13 protein-coding genes and 1 other RNA gene are annotated in these 17,627 nt (G+C 43.3%); 8 read left to right on the forward strand and 6 right to left on the reverse strand.

What is annotated here, in order from left to right; translation table 11 throughout:
- Position 1: 1 nt before the first annotated feature.
- From NQ518_RS03155 to NQ518_RS03165, 3 genes are all read left to right on the forward strand, one after another.
- Positions 2-880 carry a nucleoside phosphorylase gene (locus tag NQ518_RS03155; RefSeq protein WP_227207912.1) on the forward strand — a complete coding sequence of 293 codons (879 nt, stop codon included), beginning with the start codon at positions 2-4 and terminating at the stop codon, positions 878-880.
- A 118-nt stretch (positions 881-998) separates the two neighbouring features.
- Entirely contained in the window at positions 999-2,408 is a 1,410-nt protein-coding gene (gene mnmE / locus NQ518_RS03160) for a tRNA uridine-5-carboxymethylaminomethyl(34) synthesis GTPase MnmE (protein WP_227207914.1), read from the forward strand.
- Positions 2,409-2,789: 381 nt separating this feature from the next.
- Entirely contained in the window at positions 2,790-4,571 is a 1,782-nt protein-coding gene (locus NQ518_RS03165; protein WP_227960897.1) for a M6 family metalloprotease domain-containing protein, read from the forward strand.
- A gap of 49 nt (positions 4,572-4,620) precedes the next feature.
- Here NQ518_RS03165 and NQ518_RS03170 read toward each other — a convergent pair whose 3' ends face one another.
- Positions 4,621-5,286 (reverse strand): YggS family pyridoxal phosphate-dependent enzyme, encoded by a 666-nt coding sequence (locus tag NQ518_RS03170; protein WP_227205080.1) that lies wholly within the window; start codon positions 5,284-5,286, stop codon positions 4,621-4,623.
- A gap of 46 nt (positions 5,287-5,332) precedes the next feature.
- Positions 5,333-5,809 carry a DUF4494 domain-containing protein gene (locus NQ518_RS03175; protein ID WP_227205082.1) on the reverse strand — a complete coding sequence of 159 codons (477 nt, stop codon included), beginning with the start codon at positions 5,807-5,809 and terminating at the stop codon, positions 5,333-5,335.
- A 307-nt stretch (positions 5,810-6,116) separates the two neighbouring features.
- Between NQ518_RS03175 and NQ518_RS03180 the strand changes: the two genes are divergently transcribed.
- The 3 genes from NQ518_RS03180 to NQ518_RS03190 all read left to right on the forward strand — a co-directional run bounded on the left by NQ518_RS03180 (position 6,117) and on the right by NQ518_RS03190 (position 10,633).
- Entirely contained in the window at positions 6,117-7,328 is a 1,212-nt protein-coding gene (locus tag NQ518_RS03180; RefSeq protein ID WP_227205084.1) for a pyridoxal phosphate-dependent aminotransferase, read from the forward strand.
- 85 nt (positions 7,329-7,413) lie between these two features.
- Entirely contained in the window at positions 7,414-8,661 is a 1,248-nt protein-coding gene (locus NQ518_RS03185) for an ABC transporter permease (RefSeq protein WP_227205086.1), read from the forward strand.
- A gap of 295 nt (positions 8,662-8,956) precedes the next feature.
- Entirely contained in the window at positions 8,957-10,633 is a 1,677-nt protein-coding gene (locus tag NQ518_RS03190) for an AMP-binding protein (protein WP_227205087.1), read from the forward strand.
- Positions 10,634-10,746: 113 nt separating this feature from the next.
- Here the strand turns inward: NQ518_RS03190 and NQ518_RS03195 are convergent, their stop codons facing one another.
- From NQ518_RS03195 to rnpB, 4 genes are all read right to left on the reverse strand, one after another.
- Positions 10,747-11,124 (reverse strand): desulfoferrodoxin, encoded by a 378-nt coding sequence (locus tag NQ518_RS03195; protein ID WP_227205089.1) that lies wholly within the window; start codon positions 11,122-11,124, stop codon positions 10,747-10,749.
- Positions 11,125-12,002: 878 nt separating this feature from the next.
- Positions 12,003-12,410 carry a YkvA family protein gene (locus tag NQ518_RS03200; RefSeq protein WP_040562542.1) on the reverse strand — a complete coding sequence of 136 codons (408 nt, stop codon included), beginning with the start codon at positions 12,408-12,410 and terminating at the stop codon, positions 12,003-12,005.
- A 114-nt stretch (positions 12,411-12,524) separates the two neighbouring features.
- Positions 12,525-13,886: a YihY/virulence factor BrkB family protein gene (locus NQ518_RS03205; RefSeq protein WP_227205091.1), complete on the reverse strand. Its 1,362-nt coding sequence runs from the start codon at positions 13,884-13,886 to the stop codon at positions 12,525-12,527.
- Positions 13,887-13,954: 68 nt separating this feature from the next.
- Positions 13,955-14,319, reverse strand: an RNA gene (gene rnpB, locus NQ518_RS03210) — RNase P RNA component class A.
- A gap of 423 nt (positions 14,320-14,742) precedes the next feature.
- Here rnpB and NQ518_RS03215 point away from each other — a divergent pair.
- Positions 14,743-16,200: a Do family serine endopeptidase gene (locus NQ518_RS03215; RefSeq protein WP_227205093.1), complete on the forward strand. Its 1,458-nt coding sequence runs from the start codon at positions 14,743-14,745 to the stop codon at positions 16,198-16,200.
- Positions 16,201-16,702: 502 nt separating this feature from the next.
- Positions 16,703-17,623, forward strand: coding sequence for a FecR family protein (locus NQ518_RS03220; RefSeq protein WP_004348807.1), 921 nt, complete (start codon positions 16,703-16,705; stop codon positions 17,621-17,623).
- Positions 17,624-17,627 lie beyond the last annotated feature (4 nt).

A 17,627-nucleotide genomic window follows, 5' to 3' on the forward strand; every position in this document is an offset into this window, starting at 1 on the left:
AATGATGGAAAAAAAATATTTTGCAGAATCAGAACTTATCATCAATGCCGACGGTAGTGTTTTCCATTTACATGTCAAGCCCGAACAATTGGCCGACAAGGTCATTCTGGTAGGCGATCCAGGACGCGTGTCGCTGGTAGCTTCTCATTTTGAAAAAGTAGAGTGCGATATACAAAGCAGGGAATTCCATACCATTACAGGTTCCTACCAAGGAAAACGAATCAGTGTGGTAAGCACGGGCATTGGCTGTGATAATATTGATATTGTCATGAACGAACTGGATGCTTTGGCTAACATTGATTTTTCAACCCGTCATGAGAAATCACCTCTTAGGTCACTCACCTTGGTCAGACTTGGCACCTGTGGCGGATTGCAAGAATATACGCCAGAAGGAACATACATTGCCAGTGAGAAGAGTATCGGGTTTGATGGCTTGTTGAATTATTACGCTGGAAGAAACGAAGTGTGTGACTTAGAATTTGAGGAGGCTTTCAAAAAACACATGGACTGGAACCCACAAAAAGGCGCACCCTACGTTATTGACGCAGATAAAGAAACACTTAATCGCGTTGCGGGTGACGACATGGTTCGCGGTGTGACGATTGCTTGTGGTGGCTTCTTCGGTCCACAAGGCAGAGAGTTGCGCATACCTCTGGCCGACCCGAAACAAAATGAAAAAATCGAGAATTTCGAATTCAACGGTTACCGCATCACCAATTTCGAAATGGAGAGTAGTGCTTTAGCAGGCCTTGCTAAGCTGTTAGGACACAAGGCCATGACGTGTTGTATGGTAATAGCCAATCGTCGTGCTCAAAAGGCAAATATAGAATACAAAAATTCTATTGACGGGTTAATACAAATTGTACTTGATAGAATTTAACGAGTGACTATCTAACCTCATCTATACAAGGGACAATCTGAACGTTCCGATTGTCAGACCCATGATGTGGCGGGTCTGACAACTTGTTTTTATACTCAATCCAACATTAAATCATTCGATGCAACTTACTCAAAGCGACAACACGCACAATCTATCTTCTGTGGACACAAGTTCTACGATTTGCGCTTTAGCCACACCGGCTGGTGGTGCTATTGCTGTTATTCGTCTATCAGGAAATGATGCCATCAACATTGCAGACAAGGTATTTGTTTCCAAATCCGACCACAGACTAACAGAAGCAAAACCGCAGACATTGCATTTTGGGCATTTGACAAACCAAGATGGAGAAGTGATTGACGAGGTGTTAGTCTCTGTTTTTCGCTCACCCCATTCCTATACTGGCGAAAATGCAGTTGAAATATCCTGTCATGGCTCACAGTATGTCATCTCACAAATTCTTAAAACCTTCATTCAAAATGGTTGCCGCCAAGCAAATCCTGGAGAGTATACGCAGCGAGCTTTCATGAATGGAAAATTGGATTTAAGTCAGGCTGAAGCTGTAGCAGATTTGATTGCTTCTACCAATCGTGCCACACACCAAATGGCCATGAGTCAATTGAAAGGTCATTTTTCCGATGAATTGGCTCTGTTAAGGAATCAGCTGCTGAAGATAACTTCATTGCTCGAGCTTGAACTCGATTTTAGTGACCACGAGGAACTGGAGTTTGCTGACAGAACAGAATTGCTTGATTTGGCACAAACTATTGACCAACGATTGTATACACTTGCTCACTCTTTTGAAACAGGAAAAGCTTATAAACAAGGTGTAGCTGTGGCTATTGTTGGCAAGACGAACGTTGGAAAGAGCACACTTCTCAATCAGCTACTAAAGGAAGAGAAAGCCATCGTGAGCAACATTCATGGTACGACCAGAGATGTCATTGAAGACACAACCGAAATTAAAGGTGTCACGTTTCGGTTTATTGACACAGCGGGCATTCGCTCAACGAATGATGAGATAGAGAGGCTCGGTATCGAACGCACCTATAAGAAGCTGAACGAAGCACGCATCATCTTATGGTTGGTTGATGAACAGCCTAGTCGTAGCGAGATTCAAGAATTGTTGGAGTATTGTGAGGACAAACAAGTGATTCTCGTTCAAAATAAGATAGATATCAGAACGATTCCTGACAAGTTGCCAACAAACAACTTATCAACCATACAAATCAGTGCTAAACTAGGAACGAACATCGACCAATTAGAAAACCAACTCTATCAAAAAGCAAATATTCCCGAAATCACGGAGAATGATGTCATTATCACGAGTGCTCGCCATTACGATGCCCTCATTCATGCCAAAGAAAGCATCACTCGAGTAATCAATGGGTTAAAAGCAGACCTCAGCGGAGATCTCATAGCTGAAGATCTGCGTGTTTGCCTTGACCAGCTGGCAGACATCACGGGTGGCCAAATCACTACACCAGAGGTACTTGAAAACATCTTCAAACACTTTTGCATCGGCAAATAAAGCAGAACATCAGTAACGTTAACAAATTGTTTTGTGGGATTGGTGCAATCCTGTGAACAGACGTCAGGTCATTCTCCGCCTGTCTCAATTGGTTTGCAGTAATCATTTAAACGTCCTGGCAAACTCATTGACTTTAACCGCCAAACTCAATGGGTTTACCTTTCAATAGCATTGACTTTAGAGACCAAAGTCAATGAGTTTGGACAACTGAACAGAACCCCTTGTCTTTCTTAGGACGATGACACGATAGACAGCCCCATTGTCAATGCGTTCTCAAATCTTGCCTATAACAAATGCTCAATTATCGAAAATAAGACGAAACCAATTGATATTCAAAACTATTTTCGTACATTTGCCCATGGAAAGAAACATACCATACAAATGAAAAAGCTGTTATTTATCATACTCGCACTCATACTTTCCGTTTGCTCGTGGGCTGCAAAAGCTTGGCGCATGCCGCTTATCGTCACCCAACCAGACGGAACCACTCTACAAGTTTACCAGCATGGAGATGAACATTTTAACTGGTATAGCACGCAAGACGGTGCTATTTTGGTGCGCGAGCAAAACACTTTCTACATCGCAGCGATTGACAAATTTGGACGTATAAAGGCGAGTAAACAGATAGCACACGAAGAAAACAGACGCCAAGCTACAGAAAAAAAGTTAGTTGCCGCACAAGACAAAAAGCTTTTCTTTGAACAAGCAAACACACTGCTGCAAACTCGTGCCATGCGAAGAGAGCCGGTGAAATCAGACAATACCTACTTTCCACACACGGGTTCGCCTAAGGCAATTGTCATTTTGGCTGCCTACCAAGATACCCCATTCACGCTCCCCAATCCTCGCAAATCGTTTCAACAGTTTCTCAATGGCGAAGGACATCCTCATGATTATGGTCATGGTGAAAACAGGAATGCATCCAGTGTACAGCAATATTTCAAAGACATGAGCTTTGAAATGTTCAGTCCACAGTTTGATGTCTATGGCCCAGTGACACTTCCACATGAGCTTGCCTATTATGGAGGAACGGATGCCGACCCTGGCGATGAAAAGTTTACCGAACTCATTACTGATGCTTGCAAGCTCATGGACGACTCACTTGACTTCTCTGCATACGATGCCAACAACGATGGCTATGTAGACTTGGTGTACGTTGTATACGCTGGATATGGCCAAAACATGAACGCGAAGAACGAAACGATGTGGCCAAAAGCTGGAACCATCTATCCTTCTTTTAAAGTAGATGGCAAGACAGTGTATCGATCTGGCATCAGCAACGAACTGATTGGCAACGAGAAAAGCCCTAAACAAAAATGGATTTCGGGCATAGGCCTGTTCTGTCATGAGTTTAGTCATTGCATGGGTTTGCCCGACTTCTACCCTACTCTTGCCAGTGCAAGGGACAACAATCAGGGAATGGAGGCATGGAGCTTGATGGACGACGGCGAATATACTGCCAATGGGTGGTGCCCCACGGCCTATACGGCATGGGAACGTGAAGCCATGGGATGGATGGAGATTGAAGAGCTGCAAGACGCACAACAAGTAACCCTGAAGAACATTGATGAAGACGGGAAAGCCTACCGCATATATGCCGACAAGGAGAAAAGCACAAACGAATACTACATCATTCAGAATATACAGAACAAACGTTGGAATTCTAAATTGGGTGGGCATGGCATGATGATGTATCACGTTAATTATGACGCCCAAGCATTTAGTTTAGGGGGCAACAGAGTCAACAACATAAAGGGCAAACCCCGCATGACCGTGATACCTGCCGATGGCTTATTGTTTAGTTCGTACAATGGTGACCGGGAAAAATACAAAAACCAACTGATGGGTGATTTATTCCCAGGCACTGACAATGTAACCGAACTGACCAACAACACAACGCTGCCCAACTATCAACCGTGGACGGGTGTTCCGTTAGATAAGCCTATTTATAACATCTTAGAAAAAGAAGGAATTGTTTATTTCGACTTCCTCAAAAAGTTCTCTACACAGGGAATTGTGCCTACATTCTCTCAGGAAGCGACAAGCGACAAACGCATTTTCAGCATAGATGGGAAGTATATGGGAACCGACAAATCGCTCTTGCCGCAAGGCATTTACATCATAGATGGCAAGAAGGTATACATTCATCCTTTCCACTATTAATCAAAAAGGATAGATAGGGAAAGGATGCTGTATTATCTTATCATGTGATTCAGCGTTCGCCAAATATGGCACTACCCACTCTTACCATGGTAGAACCACACGTCACAGCGATGAGGTAATCGTGACTCATACCCCAACTACGCTGTTTGAAAGATGGTTGGTCAGCGAAATACCGCTCCTTTACTTCGTTAAAAAAGTCTTTGGCCGTCAACATTTCTTGGCGTATCTGTCGTTCATCGTCCACGTTTGACGCCATCATCATCAGTCCGCAGATACGCACATTCGACAATTCACGCCATTCGCCGACCTCCAAGAAATCACGGCATTGATCCAAGGTGAAGCCATATTTGGTGGCCTCCTCAGCAATGTGCAGCTCCAACAGCACGTCAATAACACGGTTGTTGCGAGCTGCCTGCTTGTTAATTTCACGCAAAAGCTTGGGCGAGTCGACCGACTCAATCATGCTGATGTAAGGAGCTATATTTTTCACCTTATTGGTTTGCAGGTGTCCAATGAAGTGCCATTCAATGTCGTTTGGCAGTGCTTCCACCTTTTCGGCAAGCTCTTGTTCGCGGCTTTCGCCAAAGATGCGCTGCCCAGCTGCATAAGCACTCGCTATCATCTCTTTGGGATGATACTTACTGATGGCTACCAAACAAACGTCATCGGGCAGCCTTTTCTGCACGTCGTGCAAGTTTTTTGCTACATCAACCATAATCATGAAAGTTTAAACGAACCACACTCCTATTCTTCTCAGCCGTTTATACTTCAGGCTGGTCATTGGGTTCTTTCTTCAAATCATGTTCAAAAACATCCATGATTTTGGTTTCTGAAACATTGGCCACTACGTAATCGAGCACGCTACTCGAGAACACTTCTCCGATATTTTGAAGGGCTCCCTCGATGTTTTTGGCCTGAACGAGATAACTGACGGCCGTTCGTTTCTCCTTACCTTTTTCCTCATCAATAGTAATGAACATCAGTTTGGCTTTGTACCATTTATCATCGCCCTCTCTGTCACTGAAAAAGATTTCGCTGTAGACAGCCGGCGTAATGTTCTTAATGATGAACTCACCGCTTGAATAGCTCGCCATTTCTTTGGTGATAGCATCTTCTGCCTCACCAAAAGTAAAGGCGTCAACCACATAAGTTTCTCTTACCTTGGCGAAAAGTCCGTCTTCTGCCTGACGCTCATATTGTACATTTGTCTCAAACCAATTGGCATTTCTTGTTCTCATTGTTATATCTTTTAAATGAAGTTACTATATTGCTTGAATGATATGGATGCAAAAGTAGTAAAAATCAACAAATCCCACAAATGGAACGAGCGTCTTATGATGAACGCGTGGATAATATTATTTCATGCCAACTCTGGTATTTTATATCCACACTTCATTTGGTGTTCAGATTAATTTGTTACCTTTGCATCATACATGCTAGTGAGTTGTGGGCATGAATGATGCCACGCACCACACTCATTTGCACGATTGTCAGGACAAAAGGGAAAAGTCCATCATACAATACCCCACAAGATAATTGAATTATATGCCAGAAATATCTGTTCGAGGATTAGAGATGCCGGAGTCGCCCATACGCAAGTTGGCGCCTTTGGCGACAGCAGCAAAGGCACGCGGTATCAAGGTTTACCACCTCAACATTGGGCAACCCGACCTTCCGACGCCACAAGTTGGTTTGGATGCACTCAAACATATCAAGCGAACCATCTTGGAATATTCGCCTAGTCAGGGCTGCCTGTCGTATAGAGAGAAGCTAACTGGCTATTACAAAAAGTACGACATCAACGTTTCGGCCGATGACATTATTATTACATCAGGTGGCAGTGAGGCAGTGTTGTTCGCCTTCATGAGTTGTTTAAACCCTGGAGACGAAATCATTGTGCCTGAACCTGCCTACGCCAACTACATGGCCTTCGCCATCAGTGCGGGAGCAAAAATCAGGACTATCGCAACGACCATCGAGGAAGGCTTTTCGCTTCCCAAGGTTGAAAAGTTTGAAGAGCTGATTAACGAGCATACCCGTGCCATCATGATTTGCAATCCTAACAACCCTACTGGTTACCTGTACACCCGCAGAGAGATGAACCAAATCAGGGACTTAGTAAAGAAATATGACCTGTTTTTATTCTCCGATGAGGTTTATCGCGAGTATATTTACACAGGTTCGCCTTACATCAGTGCGATGCACTTGAAGGGTATTGAGGACCATGTTATCCTCATTGATTCGGTTTCCAAGCGATACAGCGAATGTGGCATACGCATCGGAGCGCTAATTACACGCAACGTCGAGGTGAGAAAGGCTGTGATGAAGTTTTGTCAGGCTCGCCTATCCCCTCCTCTTCTTGGACAGATTGTGGCAGAAGCATCGCTCGATGCGCCTGAAGAGTATTATCGTACGGTGTACGATGAGTATGTTGAACGACGCAAATGCCTCATTGATGGACTGAACAAAATACCGGGCGTGTACTCTCCTATACCGATGGGAGCCTTTTATACGGTAGCGAAATTGCCTGTCGATGACAGTGAAAAGTTTTGCCGATGGTGCCTGGAAGAATTCTCATTTGAAGGTGAAACGGTGATGATGGCACCGGCAGCGGGCTTCTACACCACACCGAGAGCAGGAATCAATCAAGTGCGCATCGCCTATGTTCTCAACAAACACGATCTTGAAAAAGCACTGATAGTTCTGCGTGAGGCATTAGATAAATACCCGGGAAGAGTGGATACAGAACGATTGTAACATAGGGTTGGTAAGGAATTGCCAACTAAGCTCTTTCCTCCAGTAATGCGTCAAATGACATCGTCCTATAACGACAGAACCAGAGATGAACTTACCATTATTCATAGCAAGAAGAATTTACAGTGTAAACGGTGACAAGGCCGAGGTTTCCAAGCCTGCCATTAGGATTGCTACCGCTGGCATTGCCATCGGTCTTGCTGTGATGATTGTTTCTGTCTGCGTGGTGTTTGGTTTCAAACATGCCGTCAGTGCGAAGGTCATTGGATTTGGAAGCCACATCCAAGTGGCTAACTTCATGACGCTGCAGACCTCAGAATCGTATCCCATTCAGATGACAGACTCCTTGATCAAGGTGCTGAAAAACACACAAGGCGTAGAGCATGTTCAACGATTTGCAACCAAACAAGGGGTATTGAAAACCGACTCCGACTTCCTTGGCGTTGTTTTTAAAGGAGTTGGACCCGACTTTGACTCAACCTTTATCCACCAAAATCTGATGGAAGGAAGCATTCCTACCTTCTCAGACACAAAAAGTAGCAACAATATATTGCTGTCCATGTCGATGGCAAAGAAGCTGAAATTAAAAACAGGTGACAGGATATTTGCTTATTTTATTGACCACGCTGGGGTCAGAGTGAGGCGATTTACCATTGCAGGCATCTATCAAACCAACCTGGCTCAATATGATGACATCACTTGCTACATGGACCTTTACACAGCTGTGAAGCTTAATGGCTGGGAAAAAGATCAGGTATCGGGTGCTGAAATCACGGTTAAAGATTTCAATAAGGTGGATGAAACAGAAGCTATCTTCATCAATCGCTTGAATAGAACGGTAGATCAATACGGCGAAACTTATTCCTCAAAGACCATCAGAGATATCAGTCCCCAGATTTTCTCATGGCTGGATTTGCTCGATCTGAATGTTTGGATCATTCTTGCTTTGATGATTGCCGTGGCCGGAGTGACCATGATTTCAGGACTTCTCATCATTATTCTCGAACGTGTTACCATGATTGGTGTGCTGAAAGCTATGGGAGCCAAGAATGCGATGATTAGACATACGTTCTTATGGTTTGCTGTCTTCATCATCACCCGCGGTCTTCTCATCGGCAATCTTATCGGCATTGGATTGGTTTTATTGCAAAAATACACAGGTTTAGTCGGTCTGGATCCACAGACTTATTATGTAACAACGGTACCAGTCGAAATCAATATCCCCGTTTTATTACTGCTAAACGTGGCTACACTCTTAATCAGTGTTGTGGTTTTAATAGCCCCAAGCTACCTCATTTCCCACATACATCCGGCCAAATCCATGAGGTACGAATAAGCACTTTCACTCATTTTACGCCACCTTCCAGCTGCTACTTTAACATGACATTTTCGTGACGGCAGGCTTGCTTTTATCTTTTATTGCCAGGAAGATAAGTTATCAAAACATTAAATATGTATTGAATATTACGAAAAAACATGCACATTTTTCTTGTACATGTGCAAATAAGACATTATCTTTGCACACATACTTAAATATTGTGCAATAGAATTATTTATACTGACACCGAAAATTTCAACTTAATGATTTTCACATCAGAAATATGATTCAACTAAGATAAATAGAAAGAAGCATGAAAGAAATTCCGAGTTTTAATGCCCTCATTCAAAAGAGCATTATCGACCATTGGACTTTGAACGCCCTAACTGACTATAAAGGCGTTACTCTTCAGTATCACGATGTGGCTCGAAAAATAGAAAAGCTGCACATCTTGTTTGAAAACAGCGGTGTTCAGAAGGGTGACAAGATTGCCCTCTGTGGACGAAACAGTGCGGCTTGGGCATGCGCATTCTTAGCAACACTGACTTATGGAGCCGTTGCTGTTCCCATTTTGCACGAATTTACCGCCGAACAAATACACAACATTGTCAATCACAGCGAAGCAAAATTGCTGTTCGTCGGCGACGTTGTAGCAACCGTCATCGACGAAAAAGAGATGCCAGACTTGGAAGGAATCGTTTATATTCCCGATTATTCATTGTTCGTTTCCAGAACAGAGAAGTTGACGTATGCCCGAGAACATCTTAACGAGATGTTCGGAAAAAAGTATCCTAAGTACTTCAGACCAGAACATGTCAACTACTATATCGAGCAAGATCCAGAAGAATTGGCACTGATTAACTACACGAGCGGAACGACAGGATTCTCGAAAGGCGTGATGATTCCCTATCGCGCCATGTGGGGAAACGTAGACTTTGCCCGGCACGAGTTGCGTGGCATCATGCGCGAAGGCGATCATGTGTTAAGCATTCTGCCCATGGCTCACATGTATGGCATGGCCTTTGAATTCATTTATGAGTTTATTACGGGCTGCCACATCTTCTATCTTACCCGTCTGCCGAGCCCAGCCGTCATTGCTCAAGCATACGCTGAAATCAAGCCTGCCTTAATTATTGCCGTACCGCTGGTCATCGAGAAGATTATCAAGAAGCGGGTCTACCCAAAGATACAGAACAACATGATGAAGCTGTTGCTTAACATGCCTGTCATCAACACCAAGATTCACGAGAAGATTGGACAAGAGGTTATCAACGCTTTTGGTGGCAATTTCCATGAAGTCATTATTGGCGGTGCTGCTTTCAACAAGGACATCGAGAATTTCTTGCAGAAGATAGGTTTCCCATATACCGTTGGATACGGCACAACCGAGTGTGCTCCAATCATCGCATACGCCAACCATGAGACGTTTGTCCCCGGCAGTTGCGGTCGTGCTGCCTACCACATGGAAGTAAAGATCAACAGTAACGATCCGCAGAACGTTCCCGGTGAGATTTGGGCAAGAGGCACAAACGTGATGCTGGGATATTACAAGAATCCTGAAGCTACAGCAGAAGCACTAGATGCTGAGGGCTGGTATCACACTGGCGACTTAGGAACAATGGACGCAGAAGGCAATATTTTCATCAAGGGACGTTTGAAGAACATGCTGCTGGGTGCGAGTGGGCAAAACATTTACCCCGAAGAAATAGAAGATAGGCTCAACGCCATGCCCATGGTCAGCGAGAGTGTGGTGATTCAAGAAAACAACAAACTGGTGGGACTGGTTTGTCCCGACTTGGATGAAGCTAATTCCATTGGGCTGACAAGGTCGGATATTGAAGAAGTCATGGAACAAAACAGACTGCAACTGAACAACGAATTGCCAGCCTATAGCAAACTGAGTGCTATCAGATTACATGATGAAGAGTTTGAAAAAACGCCGAAGAAGAGCATCAAGAGGTATCTTTATCAGAACGCACATGAGGCATAAAGTCGTTTTTCAGCCTTGCAGAATAAGAAGAAACTGAAAGTGAAAGAAAAGAGACAACCACGCTGGTGATTGTCTCTTTTTATATGATTCAAAGCGAAAGACAAAACAATGCCTTATTCTGCTTTCCACAAACCGTGCAGATTGCAGTACTCACGTGCACAAACTTCGGTAGCACAGGTCTTGAACTCAGCCACTGGCTTGTCAGATGGTGTAAGATATTTGCGAAGAACTTCGGTCGGTGTAATCAGCTCAATCCACTGGATGTAGTGTTCCTCCGTCATCGGATGCTCTACCTCACCCACGGTTACACGGTAGCCACCTTCTATCTTTTCAATCACAGGAACGTGCTTTTCCGTCGCAGCGTCAACGGTGTTCTCCTTCAAAAGTTTCATAGGAGCACCACAACAGGTAAGTTCTCCGGTTGACTCATTCACTACTTCAACCATGTTACCACACTTTTCACATTTGTAAATTTCGTTTCTTTTTGTCATAATCTTAGTATTCTATAATGTTGATATGACAAAGATACAGAAAATAAAAGAATGATACAACAATTACAATGTGAAAAAAATACAAATTACACATCTTCTTTTATCTTACCCTGATGCCTCTACCCTATTTCATTTTCCCTTTGTAAAAATAAGCACAACGACTGCTTGTACTTGGTCTGATACCACATATAGTTGAGCAAAACGACAACCCTGTTACTGATAACCACACTAAAACGAGGATATGCCTCGAGCCACAAAGTCCAAGAAATGTACGATTTTATAACCGTTTTTTGCCCTTAAAACGCCCCATGAAAACTTTCATTCTAGCAAAAAACGATAGGCAATGAGGAAGCAAACAATTGAGATTTGGTAGGAAAAAATTGGGTGTTGACAGGAAAAAGCAATGCTTTTATTGCACTACAAGCATCACTTTGCCTGTTAATAGATAGGTGATTGTCTCACAAGAGCATGCATATTAAAGCCCAAAAGCAATGCTTTTGGCAGGAAAGATGATGAAAAAGATGGGCGAAACAGTACGATATTCGGGTAACAAATTGTATTATAGGTATATACGAAATCTGCTTATATTTGGCTTATTTGCGATAACAGATAGATCTACTGCAAATAAGCCAAGCACAGAGAAGTTGGTTGTCAAGAAAATTCATCATCTATCAGACACGAATCCAGTACCCACACAGGTTTGTATGCTTAATGGTAATGAGGTGTAACACGGTGAAAGGCTACGCGGCTGGATGACATAAAGCAAAAGAACGGTTTACGTCTTTCAAGCCTTTAGGCCCAACAAAGAATCTTTAGCACAGCAACAAGAACTCTTATCTTACATTCTTTTAATATGTAACGACAAGCTGTACAGCCTTCTAAACAGGCGTGTCTTCGGGACGCTCAGTAAAGATATCGTCGGCCGAGTTGATCTCGTCAAGGTCGAACCACTGACTCATTTTTGCCTTGGCCTTTTGCTTGACCTCGTCAGAAACCTCACCCCAAACCTTATGGAGTACGTAAATCAATACCGCCAAGTCGTCACTGAGGCCTGCGATAGGGATGGCATCTGGCACAACATCAAGCGGACTGATGAGATAGCCCAACGCTCCAATGATGATGGCTTTATCCCTAACCGACACCTTGTCGTTCTCTAAGGTGTAATAAAGAATGAGTGCGGCATAGACAAGCTTTGCACCCGCACGCTTTGCAATGCGTGATATTTTTTCGACAAAACCAGAGTTAGAGAACTTGTCTTTATACTTCATAAAATCTGGCAAATTCATTTCCATACGTTAATCCTTTCTACTGTTATAATGATGAAGCAGATTAAACTCAACAATCATTTAGTTTATAATTGGTTGGTAAGATACCAATACCTAATTAAATAACGGGTATTTTCACGCATTATTATTTGTTTGCATGACTTCTTGGGGGAATAACGCCCTGATTGGAACATCACGCAGCTGATCCAAATAGGTCTTGCGTAAGTCGAACAGATGCTTCCAATCCGTTGAAGTGAGTTGCTCGTGCAAATCAAGTTGCATGTCCCACCGCCCCAATGCTTCCAATCTATCGACCATGTCGCCTACCGTTATATGATCCAACGTCTGTGCTGGCTGGTAGATTAGGTCGCCATCATGATCTTCATGGCAAACACTCGAATTGATGAGATTCACCTCTGTCAAATTGTACAATAAGTCGTTGGTGACGCGAATCGGAATGTTTGTTTCCAATTTTAATTCAAGAGCGGTATAAGGTTTCTTCCCCTCAACGAATCGGTTGCATATCTTGCTGAGCAGCACGGCACTCATCAAGAGCCGATAGCGATGACTAATTTCATTTGGATTGGTCAGAAAGGCTAAATCTTCCAAGTTCTGATTGGTGTAGCACAATTGTGCGCCAAACAAGCAAATGGTCCACGATATCTGCACCCAGAGCATGAACAATGGCAGTGCGGCAAACGACCCGTAAATGGCATTGTAACTGGACAACAGCATCTGACCGTGGATATAAAACAACTGCAACACCTGCATGGCCACACCGGCGAGAATGCCTGGCGCGATGGCTGCGGTAAGCTTGACCTTCGTGTTGGGCATAAAGATGTACAAACCGATGAACACGCACGACATGATGACAAAAGGCATCACCTTCAACCCTATCTGCAACATGGGTGCTAGCAGCATATAGCCTTGCGCACGGTCGACGAATGCGGTCATAAAGATGGAGATACCAGAAATCAAGACAATCAAGATAGGCATTAAAAAGACCATGGCAAGATAGTCGGTGACGGTACGGAACAGCGTGCGTTCGTGCTTCACCTGCCAAATATTGTTGAAAGTTTGCTCAATGGTTCGTGTCAACCGAAGCACCGTCCACAGCATGAAGAGTAAGCCAACGCCAAGGATGACGCCACTCTGTGTGTGTACCAAATACGAATTGACGAAACCAATAATAATTTCAGCGGCTTGTGACTGCCCTGACAAGGCATTGCGGAACCACTCTTCAATGTACTTAGAAAAGCCAAAACCTCGCGCCACAGCAAACACTACCGCACAAATGGGAACAATGGCCAACAACGTAGAATAAGTTAGTGCGGCAGCTAAATCGCCCGTTCCCTTGGTAAGGAAGAACTTGACAGCTAATGATAGTTTTTTGACGATGCTAATGAGCAGATATTGCAAAGACGACACGTCTTTGGGTGTAATGCGCCAGATGTCTACTGTCAGGAAGCGCTGAACTTGCAGTATATACTTGTTCATAGATTGTACTTCATTACAAGACAAAGCTCTAATGTCTTGCCTTGGTGATGCTATTTGATTTCATAAAAATAAGAAGTGTTCCTATAAGCCGGGTTCTGTAACCAACGATGTTGGCGCTCTGCCATTTATCTACTTTGGAAGTCGCCCTCCAACTCTAGCATTCTACCCTCCATTGTACGCGAACGTTTAGGCGGACAACCTTCAAACAATGGTATACGCGAACTTGCAACCTCCAGATGGTACAGCCTGATGATCACCCATCAGCTGGTGGTCTCTTACACCACCTTCTCACCCTTACCCTTGCGGGCGGTTATTCTCTTCTACCGACACCTACTGTCACCAATAGCTTCTAGTTTCAGAAGTGGAGCGTCCTGTGTTGCCCGGACTTTCCTCTCGCATCCAAAAGATACCAGCGGCAGAGCCGGAACACTTACTTATGAGCGCAAAGATAGTAAAAAATAAAGAGATGAAGAGTGGAAACAAAAAGTTTTTACTTCTAGGCCATTGAAGTCCAAAGAGGAAGTACACCAACAGAAAACCATTATACACAAGCGTCCAAACGTCTGACATGGTCATCGTTTAATCGTTTGGACGAACCTAAATCTTTGAGGATAATTGAAAAACACAGGCCCTGGAATCTTCAATATTTGTAAAAACACATGACAATGACTTAAGAGCCGTTAATGTGTTAAAACAAATTGTTAAATTGGAATAAAGAAACTGGACAAAATGGCAGATTAACGTTTTTTGCGCTTAAATTTGCATCAGTTATAAACAAATGGCAGAATGTTGCTTGCCATCTATCAGGCAGAACATTCTCGATGAAAGAAATAAAGAACAATTAAATCATATTTAAATGAAAAAGTATTCTAACTATTTGCTAACAGCAATGTGCCTCATCGCACTTGCTTTTTCTGCCGGCTCGTTTATTAAGGTGAACGCAGCTGGTGATCAAGTTCCCGCTGCAGGACAACCAGTAGACTTAACTTATGCTGCTGATAAAGCGTTGCCGGCAGTGGTTCACATCAAATATGTGCAGAACTCGAAGACCAGAACCGTGGAGGTACCTAGCAATCCTTTCTCTGATTTCTTTGGCTTCCCATTCGATTTCTTTGGACAAGGACAAGGTGGAACACAAAAGCGACAAATGCAAACTCCACCGAAGAGAGCAACAGGTTCAGGTGTTTTGATTTCTGATGATGGATACATCGTCACGAATAACCACGTGGTTGAGGGTGCCGATGAACTAACTGTCACGTTGACAGACAACAGAGAGTTCTCTGCAAGAGTGGTTGGTACGGACAAAACTACCGACCTGGCACTCATCAAAATTGACGGAAGCAAACTTCCTACCCTCCCCATTGGCGACTCTGACAAACTGAAAATTGGCGAATGGGTCATTGCCGTGGGCAACCCATTTGGTCTAAACAATACAGTAACGGCTGGAATTGTCAGCGCAAAAGCAAGATCTTTGTACGCTAATGGTGTAGAAAGCTTTATCCAAACCGATGCAGCCATCAACGCAGGTAACTCGGGTGGTGCCTTGGTTAACGCACAAGGAGAGCTGGTAGGCATCAATGCCATGCTGTATTCTCAAACGGGTTCGTATGCCGGTTATGGATTTGCCATTCCGACAAGCATCATGAACAAAGTGGTGAGCGATCTCAAGAAATTTGGTACAGTGCAGCGTGCAATGCTCGGAATTCAAGGGCAAGACGTGCTGAACTACATCAACATGCAAAAAGAACAGGATAAAGATGTGGATCTGGGAACCAACTCTGGCGTATACGTTGCCAAGGTTGAGAGCGAAGGAGCGGGTGCTGAAGCTGGTCTGCAAGAAGGCGACGTCATCACCAATCTGGATGGCAAAAAGATCAACAAAATGGCCGAGTTGCAGGAAATTATCTACAGCAAGCGGCCTGGCGAGAAGATAACCATCACTTATCTGCACAACAAGAAAAAGAATACAAAGACCGTTACGCTGAAAAACGCACAGGGCAACACAAGCATTGTCAAGGTGGCAGACCTTGATGTGCTTGGGGGCAACTTCAGAGAAATAACCTCAGCACAAAAGCAACAGATGCGCACGAGCTACGGCTTGGAAGTGATTAAAATTAACAAAGGGGCACTAAAAGAGGCTGGCATCTCGAAGGGTTTCATTATTCTGGAGGTGAATGACATACCAATGAAGGCATTAGAGGACTTGCAAACTGCTGTAAAAAAGGCATCAACAAGTAAAGATCCCGTACTTTACATCAAGGGCATCTGGCCATCCGGCAAGCGAGACTACTTTGCTGTGACGGTCAATCGATAAGCTTTCAAACAAAGTTAAGTATCTCCCAAAAGAGATTTTAAATAAGAAGAGAATGCAAGTTTCTACACATGCATTCTCTTCTTTTTGATTAACACAGTAAACGTCTAATGTTGGATACTTACCCTACTTTTCACATTAACCAAACTCCACACCACCGTACATGCCGTTCGGCATACGGCGGTTTCGTGCTTTTATTTGAAGATTAATAATCGAAGTGCAAAACTTGTTGGTGTTTGGATTGTATTAAAACCATGAAAAACACAGCAGAGGTTTGCACTTCTATTAACCTTCACCTCTTTTGAGCCTCATTAAAAGAGTAATGAGATAGTGTGATGAGCGCCAAGTTTTATTTCTTCATCACCAATTCATCCTTCGGATTTGTAAAATAAAACATACTGACTGTTCGAAGAGTTGACTATCTGTCTAGAATGCTATTAAGGTTAATTAACGTTTATTTTACATACAATTATTTTCCTCATGTGTATTCTATAAAAAAACAGGCATGAAGAATACAAAAGATAGAGAGAAGCTATTTAAAAATATAGAGGACATGTTAGATCATGACATTGACCAGCTTACCAATCATGAGGAAGGAGCCAGCGAAGAACTTGGTGCACCAGAGTTTGATATGGACGGTGTTTTCAATAACATCATGAAAGTAATCACGCAAAAGAAGCATCATCCAATTGCGAATGTCCTCAAGTGGACATCAGCAGCGATTATTGTCTTTATGCTCGGATTTAGTTCTTATTACCTCTTTCTCAATTCCAGCGTTAAACACCATGAAATCTATGCTTCAAAAGGTGAGAAGTTGCTCGTGGTTCTCCCTGATGGCACAAAGGTATTTCTTAATTCTGACTCTAAACTTAGTTACCCCGATAGGTTTTATGACCGACTCAGGGAAGTTGGACTCGAAGGTGAAGGATATTTCCAAGTCGCCAAAGATGCCAGGCATCCATTCATAGTCAGAACTTACGATATGATGGTGAAGGTTACGGGAACAAAATTTAATATCAAAGCCTATCCAGAAAACAAAGATATCGTAACAACTTTGGATGAAGGACATGTTCTGGTGGGAAAATCAGGTAAGGAACACACCTTACGGTCTATGAAGCCCAACCAACAGGCCATCTATGCACGTAGAACGGCATCATGTGCGATTAGGAACGTGTCGAGCAATAATGGTTCGTCTGATTGGAAAAACAACAGACTGTCTTTCATTAATACGCCGATGGATGAAGTGCTGCTGACGCTCGAACGCAATTTCAATGTCACTTTCATCATCAAAGAGAACGCTGCTAAAAAATACAGCTATACATTCAACTGCAGTTCGAACGATATCAAAGAAGTGATAGAAACAATGGAGACAATCACACCGATAAGAATTAAAAAGCAAGACGAACAAACATATATAATCAATTAATTAT

Source organism: Hoylesella buccalis ATCC 35310, assembly GCF_025151385.1.
Lineage (GTDB): Bacteria > Bacteroidota > Bacteroidia > Bacteroidales > Bacteroidaceae > Prevotella > Prevotella buccalis.